This is a genomic window from Bacillus sp. FSL K6-0042, assembly GCF_038006685.1.
GTDB classification, from domain to species: domain Bacteria; phylum Bacillota; class Bacilli; order Bacillales; family Bacillaceae_G; genus Bacillus_A; species Bacillus_A pseudomycoides.
The window spans coordinates 2,836,177-2,853,305 of sequence record NZ_JBBOVS010000001.1; the positions used below are offsets into that span (position 1 = coordinate 2,836,177).

The 17,129-nt window shown below is 35.7% G+C and carries 18 protein-coding genes; 4 read left to right on the forward strand and 14 right to left on the reverse strand.

Features of this window, described 5'->3' with window-relative positions; all coding sequences use genetic code 11:
• Window positions 1–120: 120 nt before the first annotated feature.
• The 3 genes from MHH45_RS14500 to MHH45_RS14510 all read right to left on the reverse strand — a co-directional run bounded on the left by MHH45_RS14500 (window position 121) and on the right by MHH45_RS14510 (window position 1,860).
• Complete coding sequence (locus tag MHH45_RS14500) at window positions 121–576, reverse strand: hypothetical protein (protein WP_016112886.1); 456 nt, start codon at window positions 574–576, stop codon at window positions 121–123.
• A gap of 22 nt (window positions 577–598) precedes the next feature.
• Window positions 599–1,135 (reverse strand): spore coat protein, encoded by a 537-nt coding sequence (locus tag MHH45_RS14505; RefSeq protein ID WP_088093913.1) that lies wholly within the window; start codon window positions 1,133–1,135, stop codon window positions 599–601.
• A gap of 485 nt (window positions 1,136–1,620) precedes the next feature.
• Window positions 1,621–1,860, reverse strand: coding sequence for a helix-turn-helix domain-containing protein (locus tag MHH45_RS14510; protein ID WP_077295014.1), 240 nt, complete (start codon window positions 1,858–1,860; stop codon window positions 1,621–1,623).
• 178 nt (window positions 1,861–2,038) lie between these two features.
• Here MHH45_RS14510 and MHH45_RS14515 point away from each other — a divergent pair, with 178 nt between their 5' ends.
• Complete coding sequence (locus MHH45_RS14515; RefSeq protein ID WP_016112883.1) at window positions 2,039–2,407, forward strand: hypothetical protein; 369 nt, start codon at window positions 2,039–2,041, stop codon at window positions 2,405–2,407.
• A gap of 307 nt (window positions 2,408–2,714) precedes the next feature.
• On the opposite strand, the gene MHH45_RS14520 is transcribed toward MHH45_RS14515, so the two are convergent.
• Window positions 2,715–3,764, reverse strand: a complete 1,050-nt coding sequence (locus MHH45_RS14520) for an NAD(P)/FAD-dependent oxidoreductase (RefSeq protein WP_016112882.1) — start codon at window positions 3,762–3,764, stop codon at window positions 2,715–2,717.
• 322 nt (window positions 3,765–4,086) lie between these two features.
• Between MHH45_RS14520 and MHH45_RS14525 the strand changes: the two genes are divergently transcribed.
• The 3 genes from MHH45_RS14525 to MHH45_RS14535 are packed head-to-tail and all read left to right on the forward strand — an operon-like array spanning window position 4,087 to window position 7,091.
• The gene (locus MHH45_RS14525) at window positions 4,087–5,010 is read left to right on the forward strand and encodes an iron-hydroxamate ABC transporter substrate-binding protein (RefSeq protein WP_016112881.1); all 924 of its coding nucleotides are present in this window, start codon (window positions 4,087–4,089) and stop codon (window positions 5,008–5,010) included.
• A gap of 48 nt (window positions 5,011–5,058) precedes the next feature.
• Window positions 5,059–6,093, forward strand: coding sequence for a FecCD family ABC transporter permease (locus MHH45_RS14530; protein ID WP_140385999.1), 1,035 nt, complete (start codon window positions 5,059–5,061; stop codon window positions 6,091–6,093).
• Window positions 6,090–7,091 (forward strand): FecCD family ABC transporter permease, encoded by a 1,002-nt coding sequence (locus MHH45_RS14535; RefSeq protein WP_016112879.1) that lies wholly within the window; start codon window positions 6,090–6,092, stop codon window positions 7,089–7,091. The genes MHH45_RS14530 and MHH45_RS14535 overlap by 4 nt, the downstream gene beginning before the upstream one ends.
• 57 nt (window positions 7,092–7,148) lie before the next feature.
• Here the strand turns inward: MHH45_RS14535 and MHH45_RS14540 are convergent, their stop codons facing one another.
• The 10 genes from MHH45_RS14540 to MHH45_RS14585 all read right to left on the reverse strand — a co-directional run bounded on the left by MHH45_RS14540 (window position 7,149) and on the right by MHH45_RS14585 (window position 17,083).
• Entirely contained in the window at window positions 7,149–7,790 is a 642-nt protein-coding gene (locus MHH45_RS14540) for an L-fuculose-phosphate aldolase (RefSeq protein WP_016112878.1), read from the reverse strand.
• A 36-nt stretch (window positions 7,791–7,826) separates the two neighbouring features.
• Window positions 7,827–8,021 (reverse strand): hypothetical protein, encoded by a 195-nt coding sequence (locus MHH45_RS14545; RefSeq protein WP_033670964.1) that lies wholly within the window; start codon window positions 8,019–8,021, stop codon window positions 7,827–7,829.
• Between the two features lie 577 nt (window positions 8,022–8,598).
• Complete coding sequence (gene mtnA / locus MHH45_RS14550) at window positions 8,599–9,639, reverse strand: S-methyl-5-thioribose-1-phosphate isomerase (protein WP_033670960.1); 1,041 nt, start codon at window positions 9,637–9,639, stop codon at window positions 8,599–8,601.
• Between the two features lie 12 nt (window positions 9,640–9,651).
• A complete protein-coding gene (gene mtnK, locus MHH45_RS14555; protein ID WP_016112875.1) occupies window positions 9,652–10,881 on the reverse strand; it encodes an S-methyl-5-thioribose kinase in 1,230 nt (409 codons plus the stop codon).
• Window positions 10,882–11,247: 366 nt separating this feature from the next.
• Window positions 11,248–11,856, reverse strand: coding sequence for a class I SAM-dependent methyltransferase (locus MHH45_RS14560; RefSeq protein ID WP_016112874.1), 609 nt, complete (start codon window positions 11,854–11,856; stop codon window positions 11,248–11,250).
• A 450-nt stretch (window positions 11,857–12,306) separates the two neighbouring features.
• Window positions 12,307–13,463 (reverse strand): IS3 family transposase gene (locus tag MHH45_RS14565; protein WP_098116938.1). Its coding sequence is split into 2 segments (ribosomal slippage): window positions 12,307–13,211 and window positions 13,211–13,463, totalling 1,158 coding nucleotides; the frame shifts between segments, so codons are not numbered across the junction.
• A gap of 173 nt (window positions 13,464–13,636) precedes the next feature.
• The gene (locus MHH45_RS14570) at window positions 13,637–14,506 is read right to left on the reverse strand and encodes a MurR/RpiR family transcriptional regulator (RefSeq protein WP_016112871.1); all 870 of its coding nucleotides are present in this window, start codon (window positions 14,504–14,506) and stop codon (window positions 13,637–13,639) included.
• Window positions 14,507–14,531: 25 nt separating this feature from the next.
• Window positions 14,532–15,428: an N-acetylglucosamine kinase gene (locus MHH45_RS14575; RefSeq protein ID WP_016112870.1), complete on the reverse strand. Its 897-nt coding sequence runs from the start codon at window positions 15,426–15,428 to the stop codon at window positions 14,532–14,534.
• A gap of 209 nt (window positions 15,429–15,637) precedes the next feature.
• Window positions 15,638–16,720, reverse strand: a complete 1,083-nt coding sequence (locus MHH45_RS14580) for a DUF871 domain-containing protein (RefSeq protein WP_088094321.1) — start codon at window positions 16,718–16,720, stop codon at window positions 15,638–15,640.
• 33 nt (window positions 16,721–16,753) lie between these two features.
• A complete protein-coding gene (locus MHH45_RS14585; protein ID WP_016132318.1) occupies window positions 16,754–17,083 on the reverse strand; it encodes a PTS lactose/cellobiose transporter subunit IIA in 330 nt (109 codons plus the stop codon).
• Window positions 17,084–17,129: the final 46 nt, after the last annotated feature.

The window sequence follows — 17,129 nt, forward strand, 5'->3', positions numbered from 1 at the left end:
TCTCTTTCTATCTGTATGAATAGTAGAGGGGGACATTTAGACTATAGTAAAATAATAGCAATTGAACAAAAAACATTCGCCACTACCTATTCCATACTGCCCCCTCTTATTTATCAAACATTACTCTTCTTCATCTTTATTGGTTTTAACGATTTGATTGACGTTTTTAATGTGAAAGTTAATAACGTAAATTACCTCATCGCGGTTCACTAATGTAACGTATTCTTCATTTACATCACTTAATAAACCTTCTACGCTTTCTGGACCACCGCGATTAATTTTGACCCATTTATACTTAAGACTACCTAGTATCTCTTGAAACGTTGCACCATCCGCATAGGATTGCTCAATAAAATAAGGATTTAACTCTATCTCTTTTGCTTTTTTTACAACACCCTTTACATGCTTCTGTTGATAATAAATGACCTCTCCTGTATTTCCTTGCAGAACGAGATAATCATCACCTACTGCCAGCAACACACCTGTACGGCTTTCTGGTCCACCAAGGTTTACTTTTACACCTTGATAAACCAAGCTTTTTATTTGATTTTCAGGAAATATATTTTCCAATTTCATCCCTCCTTCCCCTCTTTTGTTATTATTTGGATCGATTATATCGACTTGATTGTTTTGTTGCTCTTTCTCTTGAATATTGAACATATGCTGTCTGATCGGATTGTTGGTTATTTGACTGATAGTCATCTTCTTCTAGTGCTTGCAGACCATAATTCATACTTTTAATATGGAAATGTGGAATCTGTACAACTTCCTCTTTTACAATTAATGTCACATATTCATAAGAAACATCTTGTAGAATTCCTTCAATCTTTTCTGGGCCGCCGCGGTTAATTTTCACCCAACGATACTTTAAATTTTGAAGCAAACCTTGAAAATCTTCACCTTGTGCAAATGTTGGTAAAACTCCAATGTCTGCAGCAACATCTTTCGCATTTTTTGTAATACTTTTTAGATGTTGAAACTGATAATAGTAAAACGTTCTGTTTTCACTCAATAAAATAAAATGATCCGAATACACTGCGACCACTGTACCTTTTTGAGACTCTGGTCCACCTCGATTCACTCTAACACTCTCTCCAATCAATCCATACAACAAATCACTACTAATCGTGCTCATGAGAAAACCCCTTTCATTGTTTTATAAGTCGTTTGCACTGATAGTATATGTATCTGTACAGGTTACGTTCTCTATGACTGTCCCATTATATAAAAATATGTTTTTAACACGGGGGTACATCTATCCAATATGTATATCTCTGATGTACAAAAGACTAACATGGCTTCTATCAATACCCAGCATGTCATTAGCCGCCATTTATGCACACAATTTTACTATTTCATCATAAAAAAATACCGCTTCAAGATACTTATCCTACAGATCTTGAAACAGTATTTATAAAGTGAAACTTTACTTAGTAGAGGATTTTTCATCCTCCACTAGTATTAGCCCTCACCAATCGGGCTTTTACGGGCAGTTTATTCTCCACCTAGCTTCTTTACTTTTGTTGAAATTAAAGTGGGAATATTACTGCCCACAAATAGCAGGATAAAAATGATTCTGTATCATTTTTCATAGAGTACTACGCTATAGGCCCATGAGTTTTAATCTTCGTCTTTTACATCCATATCCTCTGGAATTGGCTCATTTAATATTTCTTCTACTAACTGTTTATATTTTTCCATTTGCTCTAAATGCGTATTGAACTGTTCTTTATTCAGCAAATATTGCTCACCGTCATACACGGCACGAATTCGTTTTTGCTGAACCAATTCTTCAATGTAAGATTCCGGAAGATTTAAATATTCTGCTGCTTCTTTTACCGTTATATACAATTGTTTCATTCCCTTATTATTTTTTATGTCTACATTATTATAAAAGATTTTTATAAATAAAATAAAAAGATTTTGTAAATACAAATCAAAAAGCAGGTAGATGCATTCCATATATTGTATAATAATATAGTAAGTATTAAAAAATATAGATGGCATTTATCCATTTACACAAAGGAGAGTTAAACATATGGCTACTCGTCACATCATTACAATGTTAGAGCAATCATTACAAACTGAAACAACAAATACTGCTTCTCAGCTTTCTAAAGCTTTACCAAAAAGAATCATTGAACAAACAAAGGCTGCAAATGAAAGCGTAAACTATAATACAATTGGAGAATGGTATAAACATCATTTCATATTTCAACAAGACGATTTTCTTTGGGCTAAATATGCTTACTATGATGCATACTGTGAAGCGTTACAAAACCAGGGGCATCTTACAAAACGTGTACGTCACATACTAGAATCTTTGGCTAGAAAACACGGGAAACAATATATTGCCTCTGTGCAAAATAAGCACTTTCCTGATCAGTACGCACAAGGAACAGCATAATTTTCCTTGTCTATAAAAAATATAAACCCCCAAAAAAGATTTACAAGTCAAATGTTCACGTCTTTTACATGTATTCTCTTCTCAAAATACATGTAAAAGACGTGAACTGAAGAAACCGGTGTAATACAAATCAGAAAAAAGATAGTAAACAGATAAACACCCAGCCTACTTCCTTACTTAATAAAGATGGGAAAGTAACTGGGTGTTTATCTATTAAAAAGATACTTATTTCAAATCTCTCATAATTCATTTACATATTCTTCTCTATTTATTTCTTTCCACTCTTTAAACTTCTCAACACTACCCATTATTTCATCATTTGCTTAATAAGTTCTCGGTTACGTTGTTTGAAAACATCATTATGAGAAGAGACCATTCCATATTCACTCGCATCTGGTTGGATAAATTGTTTTGCTTTATTTACAGCGTTTCCAGCATCTTGGAAAGCACCAGCTATTAAGTGCAATTTGCCCTCATGCTTTAAAATATCTCCAGCAGCATATAGCCCTTCTATTGAAGATTCACTGTTCGCACTCCCGGCAATAAAATAATTATCAACGATTTCAACATTTAGTTCACTATTTTCCAATAATGTCATATCACGTTCATACCCATGATTAATAATGACTTCGTCAATAGGTAAATGAGAAACTTCACTTGTTTCATGATTCGTTAACTCAATATATTCAATTGCTTCGTGATTATCATCAGCCATCAACTTTGTAATCGACGTATTAAAGAGACAATCCACTGAACTATTCATAAGCTGAGTAACTTGTGCTTCATGACCAGCTAAGGTATCTTTTCTATATGTTAAATAAACCTTTTTCGCAATGGGCTCTAATTCATTTGCCCAATCGATCGCTGAGTTTCCTCCACCTGAAATAATTACAGTCTTATCTTTAAAACTCTTTAAAGATTTGACAGTATAATTTAAATTTGATACTTCAAACCTCTCTGCACCTTCAATTGCTAACTTTTGTGGTTTTAATATTCCACTTCCAGTAGCTACAATAACTGTTTTTGAAAAATGCTTTTGACCAGAGAAAATTGTTAGCACAAAAACTCCCTCTTCATTCCGAGTGATTGACTCTATCTTTTCATTCAACACTACTTCTGGATGAAATGTTAACCCTTGCTCCACAAGCTGCTCAATTAACTGCGCTCCAGTAACTGGCGGCAGTCCCCCGATATCCCAAATCATTTTTTCTGGATAAACGTGTATCTTTCCACCTAACTGTGGTTGAAATTCAATTATTTTTGTTTTCATCTCTCTTAGTCCACTATAAAACGCTGAATAAAGCCCTGCCGGACCTCCTCCAATCACGGTCACATCAAATAATTCTTCTGGATTCATTTATGTTCACTCCCCAGCTATCAAATACAATTGATTATCATTCTCAATAAAATATAACCTTTTTCCTTCAGGTTTTCAATCAAAATAACTATTGACAATAAAAAAATATAAAATTATATTATTAAAGAATCGATATTGATAATCATTATCGTTTTGTAAACTATTAACAAATTTGTAGGGGAAATAGCGGCTCGTTTATTTATAGCTCACTCAAGTATTTTATTATAATAAATCTCGATATCAAGATTTATAAGATTCCTTAACTACTAAGTGCACGACATCTATCCCGTTAGAAAGCTATATAAAAAAGGAGAAAGAAAAAATGAAAAAGTTATTCATTTCACTTACAGTTCTATTCGTACTCGTTATGAGTGCTTGTAGCAACGGTTCGACAGATCAGAAAAACGATTCAAATGCAAAGGGAAGCAAATCAGAAACAATTACATACCAATCTGAGAATGGTAAAGTTGAAGTTCCTGCAAATCCAAAACGCGTTGTTGTACTATCATCATTCGCAGGTAACGTAATGTCTTTAGGTGTAAACCTTGTTGGTGTAGATTCATGGTCTAAAATGAATCCGCGTTTTGAGAATAAATTAAAAGATGTTACAGAAGTATCTGATGAAAATGTTGAAAAAATTATCGAATTAAATCCAGATTTAATCATTGGTTTATCAAACATTAAAAATATCGATAAGTTAAAGAAAATCGCTCCTACTGTAACATTCACATATGGAAAAGTTGACTACTTAACACAACATTTAGAAATCGGTAAACTACTAAATAAAGAAAAAGAAGCAAAAGCTTGGGTTGATGATTTCAAAAAACGTGCTGCTGCTGCAGGAAAAGATATTAAAGCAAAAATTGGTGAAGATACAACCGTTTCTGTTATTGAAAACTTTGACAAACAAATCTATGTATTCGGCGATAACTGGGGCCGTGGAACAGAAATCCTGTATCAAGAAATGAAATTAAAAATGCCGGAAAAAGTAAAAGAAAAAGCGTTAAAAGATGGCTACTATGCATTATCTGCTGAAGTTCTACCTGAGTATGCTGGGGATTACTTAATTATAAGTAAAAACAACGATACGAATAATTCATTCCAAGAAACAGAATCGTACAAAAACATTCCAGCTGTTAAAAACAATAAAGCATTTGAAATAAACGCGAAAGAATTCTATTTTAATGATCCAATCACATTAGATTTCCAACTAGATTTCTTCAAGAAAAGCTTTCTTGGTAAATAACACAACAATGAGGAATTCTTATTTAAAGAATTCCTCTTCCTTTATTCTATGAAAAGAAAAGATGTGAAACTAATGACAAAAGACAATCTACGTTCCACTTCCTTTGTATACAAGCTCATTTTAGGAACCATTGTGTTCTTTATTATATTTATGGCTGCCATGGTATTTGGCGCAGCAGATACCACTATAAAGGATGTATGGATAGCGCTTACTTCTAATGCTAATGGAGAAAAGTTCTCCATTATCCGTGAACTTCGCTTACCACGTGAAATTGCAGCCATTTTTGTTGGAGCTGGGCTCGCTGTTTCTGGTGCGATTATGCAAGGTATAACGCGAAATCCACTCGCTGATCCAGGATTACTCGGGCTAACTGGTGGTGCCAACGCTGCCTTGGCAATTACACTTGCCCTTATTCCTTCTGTAAACTATTTTTATATAATGATTGCTTGTTTTATCGGTGCTGCTATCGGCGCCATTATGGTTTTCGGAATTGGTATGATGAAAAAAGGTGGGCTTTCTCCTCTTCGTATCGTACTTGCTGGTGCCGCGGTTTCAGCATTTTTAGTCGCGATTTCAGAAGGCATCGGGATTTATTTTAAAATCTCACAAGATGTATCCATGTGGACTGCCGGGGGCATAATCGGAACATCATGGAGCCAATTACAGGTCATTGTTCCAGTTATTTCAATCAGTATATTCATTGCAATCTTATTTTCAAAGAAATTGACGATTCTTAGCTTAAGCGAAGAAGTAGCAATAGGACTCGGTCAAAAAATCATCGTCATTAAAATCATTCTTTTTATTGTCATCATTTTACTCGCTGGTGCTTCTGTCGCACTTGTTGGAAACATGGCATTTATCGGTTTAATGATACCTCATATGGTCCGCCCTATTGTCGGACCTGACTATCGATTTGTTATACCGATGTCTGCTATTGCGGGTGCTTCTTTTATGCTATTAGCTGACACACTTGGACGCACAATTAACGCTCCTTATGAAACACCAATAGCTGCCATTGTCGCAATCGCAGGCTTACCATTCTTCCTATTCATCGTACGTAAAGGAGGAAGGTCGTTCTCATGATTCAACAAGCTAAAAAACAACGAGTAATCGTACTTGCCTTACTCCTGCTTATTGCAGCAACCATTACAATTGGAATGGGCTTAGGAGCAGCTTCATTGTCCTATGATAGACTGCTACCTACACTTTTTGGCCAAGGTACATTTAAAGAAGAATTTATTTTATTTTCTCTTCGATTACCACGAATTGTGATTACACTATTAGCTGGTATGGCACTTGCCTTATCAGGAGCTATACTACAAGGTATAACGCGTAATGATCTAGCCGAGCCTGGTATTATCGGTATTAACTCAGGGGCAGGCGTTGCAGTTGCCCTTTTCTTTTTATATTTTCCAATAGACGCAGGCTCATTTGTTTACTTCCTGCCAATTGTGGGATTTATCGGTGCCTTTCTTACAGCTTGTCTCATCTATGTATTTTCATATAGTAAAACTGCTGGGCTTCAGCCAATAAGATTGACACTAACAGGAATTGGATTTGCATTCGCACTTTCTGGAACGATGATTGTTCTCATTTCATCTGCTGAACGTGCAAAAGTAGACTTTATCGCAAAATGGATTGCCGGAAACATTTGGGGAGATGACTGGGTTTTTGTTCTCGCCCTTCTTCCATGGTTAGCTGTACTCATTCCATTTACTCTCTATAAAGCAAATCGCTTAAATCTCCTTGCTTTAAACGAGCATGTAGCAATTGGTGTTGGTGTCGCACTCGAAAAAGAACGCCGCTCACTCCTTATAGTAGCCGTTGCATTAGCAGCTTCTGCCGTTTCAGTCACAGGAGGAATTGCCTTTATCGGACTTATGGCTCCTCACATCGCAAAATCTTTAGTCGGGCCGAGGCATCAATTATTTCTTCCTGTTGCCATTTTAATTGGGGGATGGCTATTGTTACTTGCAGATACAATTGGTCGTCATATTGTAGAGCCAAGTGGAATTCCAGCGGGGATCATGGTTGCTTTGATTGGTGCTCCTTATTTTATGTATTTGTTACTTAAGAAATAAAAATAAAATCCCTTGAGAATCGATTTGTTCTCGAGGGACTTTTTCTATTTATTAATTCTATTGTTGCCCATACCCATCAAACTTCTTCGCCAATCTTGCCATCTCTTCCTCTGGCAACAATTTTGGCTCTCCAATGCACTTCGTTTGATAATAAATTTGCGCGCAAAATTCAATTTCCTCCGCAACAGTAAACGCCATTTTTATATTGTTCCCACCGGCCATTAAGCCGTGATTAGCAAGTAAAACCGCACGGCGATCAATCATTCCTTCAAAAGCCGCTTCTGCTAGTTCCTTTGTTCCGAATGTTTCATACGGCGCACAACGTACATTCGGCCCTGCGAAAGCAATTAAGTAAGATACTGCGGGAAGTTCCCATCCTAATGATGCTATTGTTTTTGCGTAAGGGGAGTGCGTGTGAACAAGTGCGTTGATGTCCTCACGCTTTCTATAATAAATAAGATGCATATCTAGTTCACTAGAAGGCTTTCTATCACCTTCCACAATTTCACCATCTAAATTCAATATAGCTACATCTTCAGGCACTGTTTCAAAATAATCTAAACCACTTGGACTTATTGCAATAAGACCTTGTTCACGATTAAAAATACTAATATTACCCCCAGTCCCCTTTGTTAATCCGCTAGCGATCATTTTCTTTCCATACGCTACAATCTCTTCTCTTTCTTTTTGTAGTAACATATATATACATCCCCCTTGGTGTGAACCTTGTGACGACTAGTTTGCTAGAATAATGGGTGTACCATATTCTTTATAGCTGTTAATACATTCTTGCTGCAGTGGTGTCAACGGTATGAGCTCATCTGTAATAATTTTTGTAATACCCTGTTTATCACAAACCTTATAGAAAGCAACCTTTCCGAGCTTCGTATGATCTGCTAAAACAATGACTTCATTCGATTTACTAAGCATCGCTTAAATATGAAACATCCACGTGCTCCCTTTGTTCAAGCATCTCAATGATTTTATTTCTTCTCTCTACCGGTGAATTAGACATGATAATCGGTCCTCTTTTTAGTTATTTTCTTATATGTCTAATATACATAAGCAATTTTCTATATAAACCCATCCTGATTTTTCAACATATAAGTCGCTACTACGAAGAACAAAAGATGATCGCTACTTGTTTTCTCTCTGTTTTCACTTGGCATGGGGCAGGAAGAGGACCTGACCGCTTCTATGCATGGACAGGCGCTCTCTCCCACCTAAAAAGAAAGGTTTTAAATCGTTTTTCCAATTTGTACTTATATAAAGTGAAATTTCCATTTCCTATCGTGTTTTTTAGGGATAACTCCTTTTTGGTTTTCACATATAAGTTACTGCTATGAAAACAACACATGATCTGCACTCGTTTTCTCTCCCTGTTTTAACTTGGTATGGGGCAGAATGAGGCTCTGGCCGCTTCTATGCATGGACGGACGCTCTCCCCCATCTAAAAAGAAAGGTTTTATATCAGTTTTTCAATTTGTACTTATATATTTCATAATTACTAAAATAACTTTCTTAAATTCTCGGTAAATGGAGCCCTAACAATTCCCTTTTCCGTAATAATTGCTGTTACATTCTCATGCGGTGTTACATCAAACGCTGGATTATATACTTTACTTTCTTTTGGAGCTGAATATTGCCCAAAGCGGTTAATCACTTCAGAAGCATCACGCTCCTCGATTGGAATCTCCTTACCTGTTGGTGTTTTTACATCAATTGTCGGAGTCGGTGCTGCAACATAAAATGGAATGTTATAATATTTCGCTAAAATGGATACACCAAGCGTTCCAATTTTATTTGCCACATCACCGTTTGCCGCTACACGATCGCAGCCAACAATAACTGCATCAATTTTTCCTTGTGACATAACCATTGCCGCCATATTATCCGTAATGACTGTTACATCAATCCCAGCTCGCTGAAGTTCTAGTGCTGTTAACGTAGATCCTTGTAATCTAGGACGTGTCTCATCAGAATAAATCTTTAAATCCCATCCCTTTTCTTTCGCTAGGTACATCGGCGCTGTTGCAGTACCATATTTCGTTGTTGCTAACGCACCTGCATTACAATGCGTTAGTACACCCATGCCATCTTGGAACAATGTTAATGCATATTCCCCAATTTGGCGGTTAATCTCTTCATCTTCTTTATGAATTCCTTTTGCTTCCTCTAATAACCTATTTTTCAAATCAGCGATAGATAAATGGGAATGTTCTTTTGCCGCATTTTCCATTCTCTCAAGTGCCCAAAATAAGTTCACCGCTGTCGGTCGAGATGTCGCTAAGTACGTGCAGACTTTATTTACTTCTTCTATAAATGACTCCACTGAATCTTCGGATGTCTCTTTTACACCTAAATACACACCGTAAGCTGCTGAAACACCAATCGCCGGTGCCCCGCGTACTTTCATTACTTGAATGGCATCCCATACACCCTCAGCTGTTGTAAAAGATTCATAGACTACCTCATTCGGTAATAGAGTTTGATCTAATAAAACTAAAGCATCATCTTTCCACTGAATTGGTATTAATTGCTCTGTCATCATCTTCTCTCCTTACTTTGCACTATGGACAGACTGCTCTTTTAACGTTTGTAAAAAACTAGCGCCTGTTTTATATTCATTTGCTCGTAAAATAAACTTCTTCGCTGCCTGTAAACAAATCCGTTCTGCTCTCGCCCGAGCTTCATCACTTGAAATCGATGTAATATCTTTCACCTTTGCTAATCCAACAATGCGGCGAATCAACTCTAAACCCGTCACAACCGCTGTATCCACTAACACAGATTGCAAATACCAACAATCAAAGCCAGTTTCCTTTGCCATAATCTCTGTTACATGCGTGCTCCACGCTTCTAAAAACTTCTTCTTAAACAAGTCGATTACATCTATAATCGTAGACTCCAGCCAACTCATATAGGTATCTTTTTCCACTCCATCAACCATCGCTACATCTGCATTCACCCAAGCAAATATTAAATTTGCCATCACATTCCCAACGTCATATCCCATCGGACCATAGAAAGCAAATTCTGGATCAATGACCTTTGTAGAATCCTTTCGTACAAACACAGAGCCAGTATGTAAATCACCATGAAGTAGTGCCTGCGCATTCGTCATAAACGAAAACTTAAGCTTCGCTACTTCCATACGAAGTGCTTCATCTCCATATATATGCTCCCGAATCCAACCTTCATTTAACGAAAACAACTCATTGCGCTTGTTATGATCTGTAAATGGCTCCGAGTACACAAGATCCTCTGTAATCTCACATAACTCTGGATTGATATAATTCTTCACAAGTTCCTTTTTCTCCTTATGATTCATCACTACATCAGATGTTAATAAAAGCGTGTTTACCATGAAAGTAGTTAAATCATCCGCAAGCTTTGGAAACATTTGATGGTTAATCAGTGCCGTCCGTAAAATTGTATGGTCTGATAAATCTTCCATCACACAGCAATTCATCATGCTATCAAATAAATATACATCTGGTACAAGCTCAGGTGCCAGCTTCCCCTCTAACTGTAAAACGTTTGATTCAATGCGAATTCGATTCGTAGACAACTTAAACTCATCTGAAATACGCGCCGTATCTCCGGCTTGCTTCACAATGACAGAAGTTCCTTTCCCCTTATCCCAAACACGAAACACATAATTTAAATTGCCATCCCCAATTTCCTTGCACTGCAAATCTTTTGCGTTTTCAAACATTGGTAACTTCTCTTTCACATACTCAATAACATTATTAGCTTCCATTAAAAAATACTCTGTGAACTTAGACATGGTTTCTCCCTCCACACTAAATGTAAGCGTTTTCTAAAAGCCGCAAAAATAATAGATTGAAAGTATTTTTTCAATCTATGTTATATGTTCTTTTTGTATCATATTTTGTTTGAACCGAACATCTAGTTTTTATTATAGCTTGTTGGGGATGGGAGTCAATGTTTTCCTATATGAAAACGAGAAGCTACTTTTGTATTTTAAGAGCTTCTTGCTTCCTTTTTATTTAATACGCTTTATCCCCTATCAATCTTACATAATGAGCAAAGTTCAAATATCCTGTACTTCATTATGTTTTATTTATGATACGATTCACCGTATTTAATTCTAAATACTCACTGACATTTACTATTTATCTTTTTACTCCTTCTAGCTTCTCAATCCATAAATCAAAAACCTCTCGTTCCCATTCCGCTCATACACCCCAGGCAATCTAACTTCCTCTTTCAATTCAAATGCCGTTTGATTCTCTAAGAAAAAGATATAATCTTCCGATGGATAATATAAAATAATCTCTATTTCTCTCTCTACTTCCTCCACCGAAAGCAATATATTATTGATTACATTCATAAACACTTGCACTGAAAATGGATTAAAGAAATAAAATCGATTGTCACGCGGATCAATCTCATATTCTTGCGCTAAGCAGCATTGAAATTGAATTTTATCTTTACTATTTCTCGATTTCTTTGCATAACGTTCTAAATTTCCCATTGCTTCTTTGTAGAACATCTCGTTCATTTCTATTCCAACAGCTGACGCACCACATGCATGATGAATATAGAAATTCAGCCGGCCTTTTCCGCATCCAAAATCAACAACTCGCTCACTGCTGCTTAGTTCATATTGATTAAATAATGTTTCCAATGCGCTATATGGCGTCGGTTCATAACGGTGGTAGTGCAACGACTTGTTGAATCCCTTTTGTTCTCCTACTGTTTTTATATTTAGTACTGCATCATAATATTGTTCGTTCATGTATTCACCCTACTCTCTACAAAAAGAATTTTGATACAATCCAGACTCTTTTCGATTTTCCGTCTTTTATTTTCTACGGAAATGTTCAAAATTACATGCGATCCAATTTTATCATATGAATCAATTTCATAATTTCCAATTCTAATATACCAAGGGTTTTGAGGACACAAAAAGGAGTACCATTCCAAATTCTTGTATAATGCGAATAACGACACCAACCAAAAACAAGAAAAGCAGTTAACTCCCTCTATGCCTATTATATGATTTAGAGCTAATAAGACGATTCCAAACGATTTTTTCTATCTTGACCATCGAACCCCCTATTGAAAGTACTTCAAAATCTTATCTTGATGGCGATGCTATGATCCTTCTAATAGTAAAAGTTATACAAAGAAAAAGCCTTATCTTAAATTGAAGTGAACCCCGAAAACGGGACACATATCAAAACACCTAAACCATCTGTTCCCTATATTCTTTAGGGGATAGGTGGTTTAATTTTTCTTGAATTCGCACACAATTGTAGTAATGAATGTATTCTAGCACAATCTTTCGCACAGTTGTGTTGGATACTTTTGTTATCTTTTGTGAGTAGAAAGCTTCGCTTTTTAAATGACCAAAGAAGCTTTCCATGACGGCATTATCATGGCAATTTCCTCTCCGGGACATGCTGGTGATAATGCCTTTTTCTTTGGCATATGCTTGAAATTCCTTCGCAGTATAAATACTTCCTTGATCCGAGTGAAGGATGACATCTTTTACTTTTCGCCCTCTCATTGCTTGTTTTAATGTCTTCATCGCTAATGTTAAAGTTTGTGATTCACTGATGACATAACTAATAATTTCACGATTAAAGGCATCCATAATCGTTGATAAATACAATGTACGCTCTCCAAATAATAGGTAAGTCACATCCGTAAACCACTTTTCATTTGGGGCTGATGATTCGAATTGACGTTCCAATCGATGAGGAGCTACGACTGGTTCAGCACCATTGATATATTTCTTTTTCTTACGACGAACTTTTGAGAGTATATGATATTGTTTCATGATCCGTAATACTTTTTTATGATTGACACACAGCCCCGTTTTTCGAAGAGTGGCGGTCACTCTTCGATATCCATACCGTAATTTATGCCTAAGGCAGACCTTCTTTACTTTCTCTTCTATCTCGTCTTTAGGGCGTTCGGTTATCTGTAACCAACGATAAAATGTGGAACGTGGTAATTCTAATACTTTACACAGTTCTTGTACGGTTAATTTTGTTTTTAATTCATTCCATAGGGTAATAACGGTATGTGGTTTCAGCTCCTTTCGATTTCCAGATACTTTCCCCATACAAGTAATTTTGTTTTTAAATGTTTATTTTCTAATCGTAGCTGTTCCAATTCACTTAGCTCTTTTGGTCCTTTTCCATAAGAATATTGTTTTCCTACAGGTTGTTGAAAACGATACGTTTGATCTGTACGATACCATTTCATCCATGTCTTAATTTGGGAAACATTTTTAATTCCGAGTGTCTCCATAATGGTACGATTTGAATAACCATCCTTTTTCATCTCAATCACTTTCCACTTTATTTCTTCTGGGTAATGTACTCTTTCTTTCAAATGAAAAACACCTCCGTTGAATTTGCATACTTAGTATGCGAATTCAGGAGGTGTTTTTTTCATGTACCACTATTCGGGTTCACTTCAAATAGACATAGGCTCTTTAAGTAGCAGTTCAATAACTAAGCAGCGAAAATCACAGGTAAATAATTTGTACTGAGATTTATTACGCTTTATATCTTAGAAGGATTTTTTCCTGTGAATCTTAATACCGATTCTCTTGAACGTTCAATTTCTTTAATATTTTCATCATAATATTTTGATGCATATGCATAAAAGATAATGTCAATCGTCAGAAATTGTGCAAATAACGAACTAGTTGCTGCACTACGAAATTTTGCCTCTGGTGCACGAACATGTTGCAAAGACATATCGACTTTGTTAGTTAATCTATTATTACCAAATCGCGATAACCCAATTGTTTGAATACCAGATGCTTTAGCAATATCAACAAGTTGCAGTACTTCTTCAGTTTCTCCACTATTAGATATACTGAAAAAAACACAATTTTTTGTTGATGCAGCAAGTGCTGTCGCCATGATATGTGCGTCTTGATTTGCACTTACAATCTTTCCTAAACGTAACCATTTATGAGTAATATCTTCTGCAACAAGCCATGAAGCTCCTAATCCATAGGCATAAATAACATCAGCATTTCTCATAGTTTCAACAATTTGATTAAGAATAACTTCATCTAAATAAATCGCTGTTTCTTGTATCGCTTGTACAGAGTTGGAAACTATTTTTTCTTTAATTTCCGCTATTGTTTCATTTGGTTCAATATCATAAAAACCTTTCTTCTCTGGTTGTGAGATATACGATGATAGAGATACCTTTAACTCCGAAAAACTAGCAACTTCAATAGAACGGCAAAGTCTAGTGACCGCCGAACTACTCGCATTAGCATGCGCAGCTAATTCATGTATAGTCATTCTAATCACTTCTTGAGGATTATCTAAAATATATTGTGCTATTTTCCCTTCAGATTTTGGCAATTGATGTAACAAACTTTCAATTTTTAACAATATATTTACAACATGCATATTGAATTGCTCCCTTAACTTTTAATTAACTCATATATTTCAGAGCTAAGTAATACCCCCCTAATGTAGATGATACATCTTCTAAAATAAATTGGACTTCCGGTTTTTCTTGTTTAATATTTTCAATAAAGGAGGTTTGTACAGACGGTATATTAATTAATATACCCCCTTTAATAGCAATTGTAACATTGTTATCAAAATTTAGTTTCCTCCAAACAGCAAGCGTAGTCTTGGCAAGGTGATGGCCCGCTTGCTTGAGAATATTCTCTGCAAAATTATCACTTGCTTTTGCTTGTTGAACGATTATTGGAACAAATGACGCGATCTCCGCTTTAGTTGAGGAATAAATAAATGTTTTTAATTCTAGTACACTCTGATAACCAAGTTTTGTTAGTATCAACTTAGTTAGGTCACTATAATTTCCACCCTCATCTTCCTCTTGCGTCATTTTAATAAAAATCTGCATAGCAATCCAATAGCCACTTCCTTCATCTCCAAGAATATGTCCCCAACCACCTGCTAATTTTTCAATACCATTATGAATTCCAATACTAACAGAACCAGTTCCTGAAATTGTTAAAATACCATCTTTCCCTTTTAGTAAAGCAGCGTGTGCAATAATTCCATCATTTACAATCGTAAACGGAATATTAAACGCCTCAGAAAGAGCATCTTTTATACCTTTTGTATTTTTAACCCCTCCATACCCAGCCAACCCTAGGCACATATACTGGCATTCTTCCTTTTTTAAAGGAACTAAGCATTGTTCAATCGCATCAATAATATTATGAATAGCTTGTTTTTCATCTAAAAGTAAATTCCCGTACCCTGCTTTACCTTCACTTATTTTTTCACCATTTAAATTATAAGCTACCGCTTCCGTTTTAGTACCTCCACCGTCTACTCCAATAATATAACTCATATAGGTTCCTCCTTTTGTATAAAGTGAAAATTTAATTAACCCTCACTAATCGGACTTTTACGGGCATCCTATCACCACCTACCTTCTTTGCTATTGTTGAATTTTGAGGTGAGGATCTTACTGCTCGTAAATAACAAGATAAATAAAAAGGGAAGGATCGTTCTGTCCCTTCCCTTTCCCTTACTTTGAGGTTGTTCTCGATAAAATTACTAAATTGAAAATTGGAATTTCTCCCAAGGATTGAGATAATCAAGGAGAAAAATTTCTTCTTCAACTATCCGGCCAACCACATTCGTTTTACCTGAATTCTCCATGTCTTTCAACGCAATCTGTAATTCACCTTTGTATTGTCCATAGAGCTCATTCTCAATTAAAATGTCTCCTCTTCTAATATCAGGGGTATAGGTTGGTTTAAATTCTTCTCGTTTATATTTTACACGTGATTGAGTCGAGCGAATAAGGTATTCAGAAACGTCTCCACGATAAAAATGAAATTCTTCCAGCACAATCTTTTTCTCTAACTCTGTAATTGTGTCATATAGTTCTATATTAAACGTTAGCAATTCACTGTTTAATGTACTCAGGGCTTCTAATTCAATCTCTGATGCATATGCGTTAGCAATAATCACATCATCGATTACTCTAGTTGCAAATAAGTGTTTGGCTTGCGTTACAATTGGTAATTCACGATGCATTTCTAATGTACATAAACCTTCTGTTACTGACCAAGGTCCGTAAGTTGCTGCGTGTGAACTAATGAACGCTGCTGTACGAATATTATGGTGTTTAAATTGCTCACAGCATTTTAGAAAATGAGCATAGCTTAACCCCGCATAACGATGAGGATAGAAATTATGTGAGCCTACTAAATTCTCTTTATTAGGCTTATAAGCAATGAGATTATCTAAATAATGCGTTGCATTACTTATATTAATTTCAATTTTCAAATTATAAGGATTATATGTCATGATGGACTCTTCATTTCCTGTAAACCCCATATCTAGACGGATTCCGTACGCTCCTAAATCAGCAAAGACTGATAAGTCATTATAGGAAATATCTAAATCTCCAAATACACGAGGAGAGATATCAACCATTACTTCCATACCTAATTGATTTGCAAATGCAATTGTTTCTTTAAATTCCCTCATAATTTGTTCTTTATCACCTTCTACTGACAACAAGCAAGTAAAGATTTTTTTAAATCCATATTTGTGTGCAAGTGCAATATACTCCATATCTTTTTCTAAAGTTGAATGTTCTGGATAAATGGAGATACCTAATTTTCTCATCTTTACATCACCTTTACCTTCCTACATCCCCAATTATTGTTGTGGCGCCAGTTTTTTTATGATACGAATCATATGTTCAATCAATTTTTGTTCGCTTATCGCGGTCATTAAGTGATCTTGAGCATGAATCATTAGCAATGTTTTTTCACTTGGAATTCCGTTCAATTCAGCTTGAATTAACTTTGTTTGTGTCTTATGAGCCAAGCTAAGTTCTTCTGCAGCTTGGTTAATAAGATCCGTTGCCCTTTCAAAGTCAAATTCCTCTGCAGCTGTTAATGCTTCATAAGCTAAACCTCTTGCATTTCCACCATGAGAAATAATTTCAAAAATTTCCATTTCATTATTATTGATTTCCGTTGACATATCATAACACTCCAAATCGTAGTAAAGTATGGGCATGACATTCTCT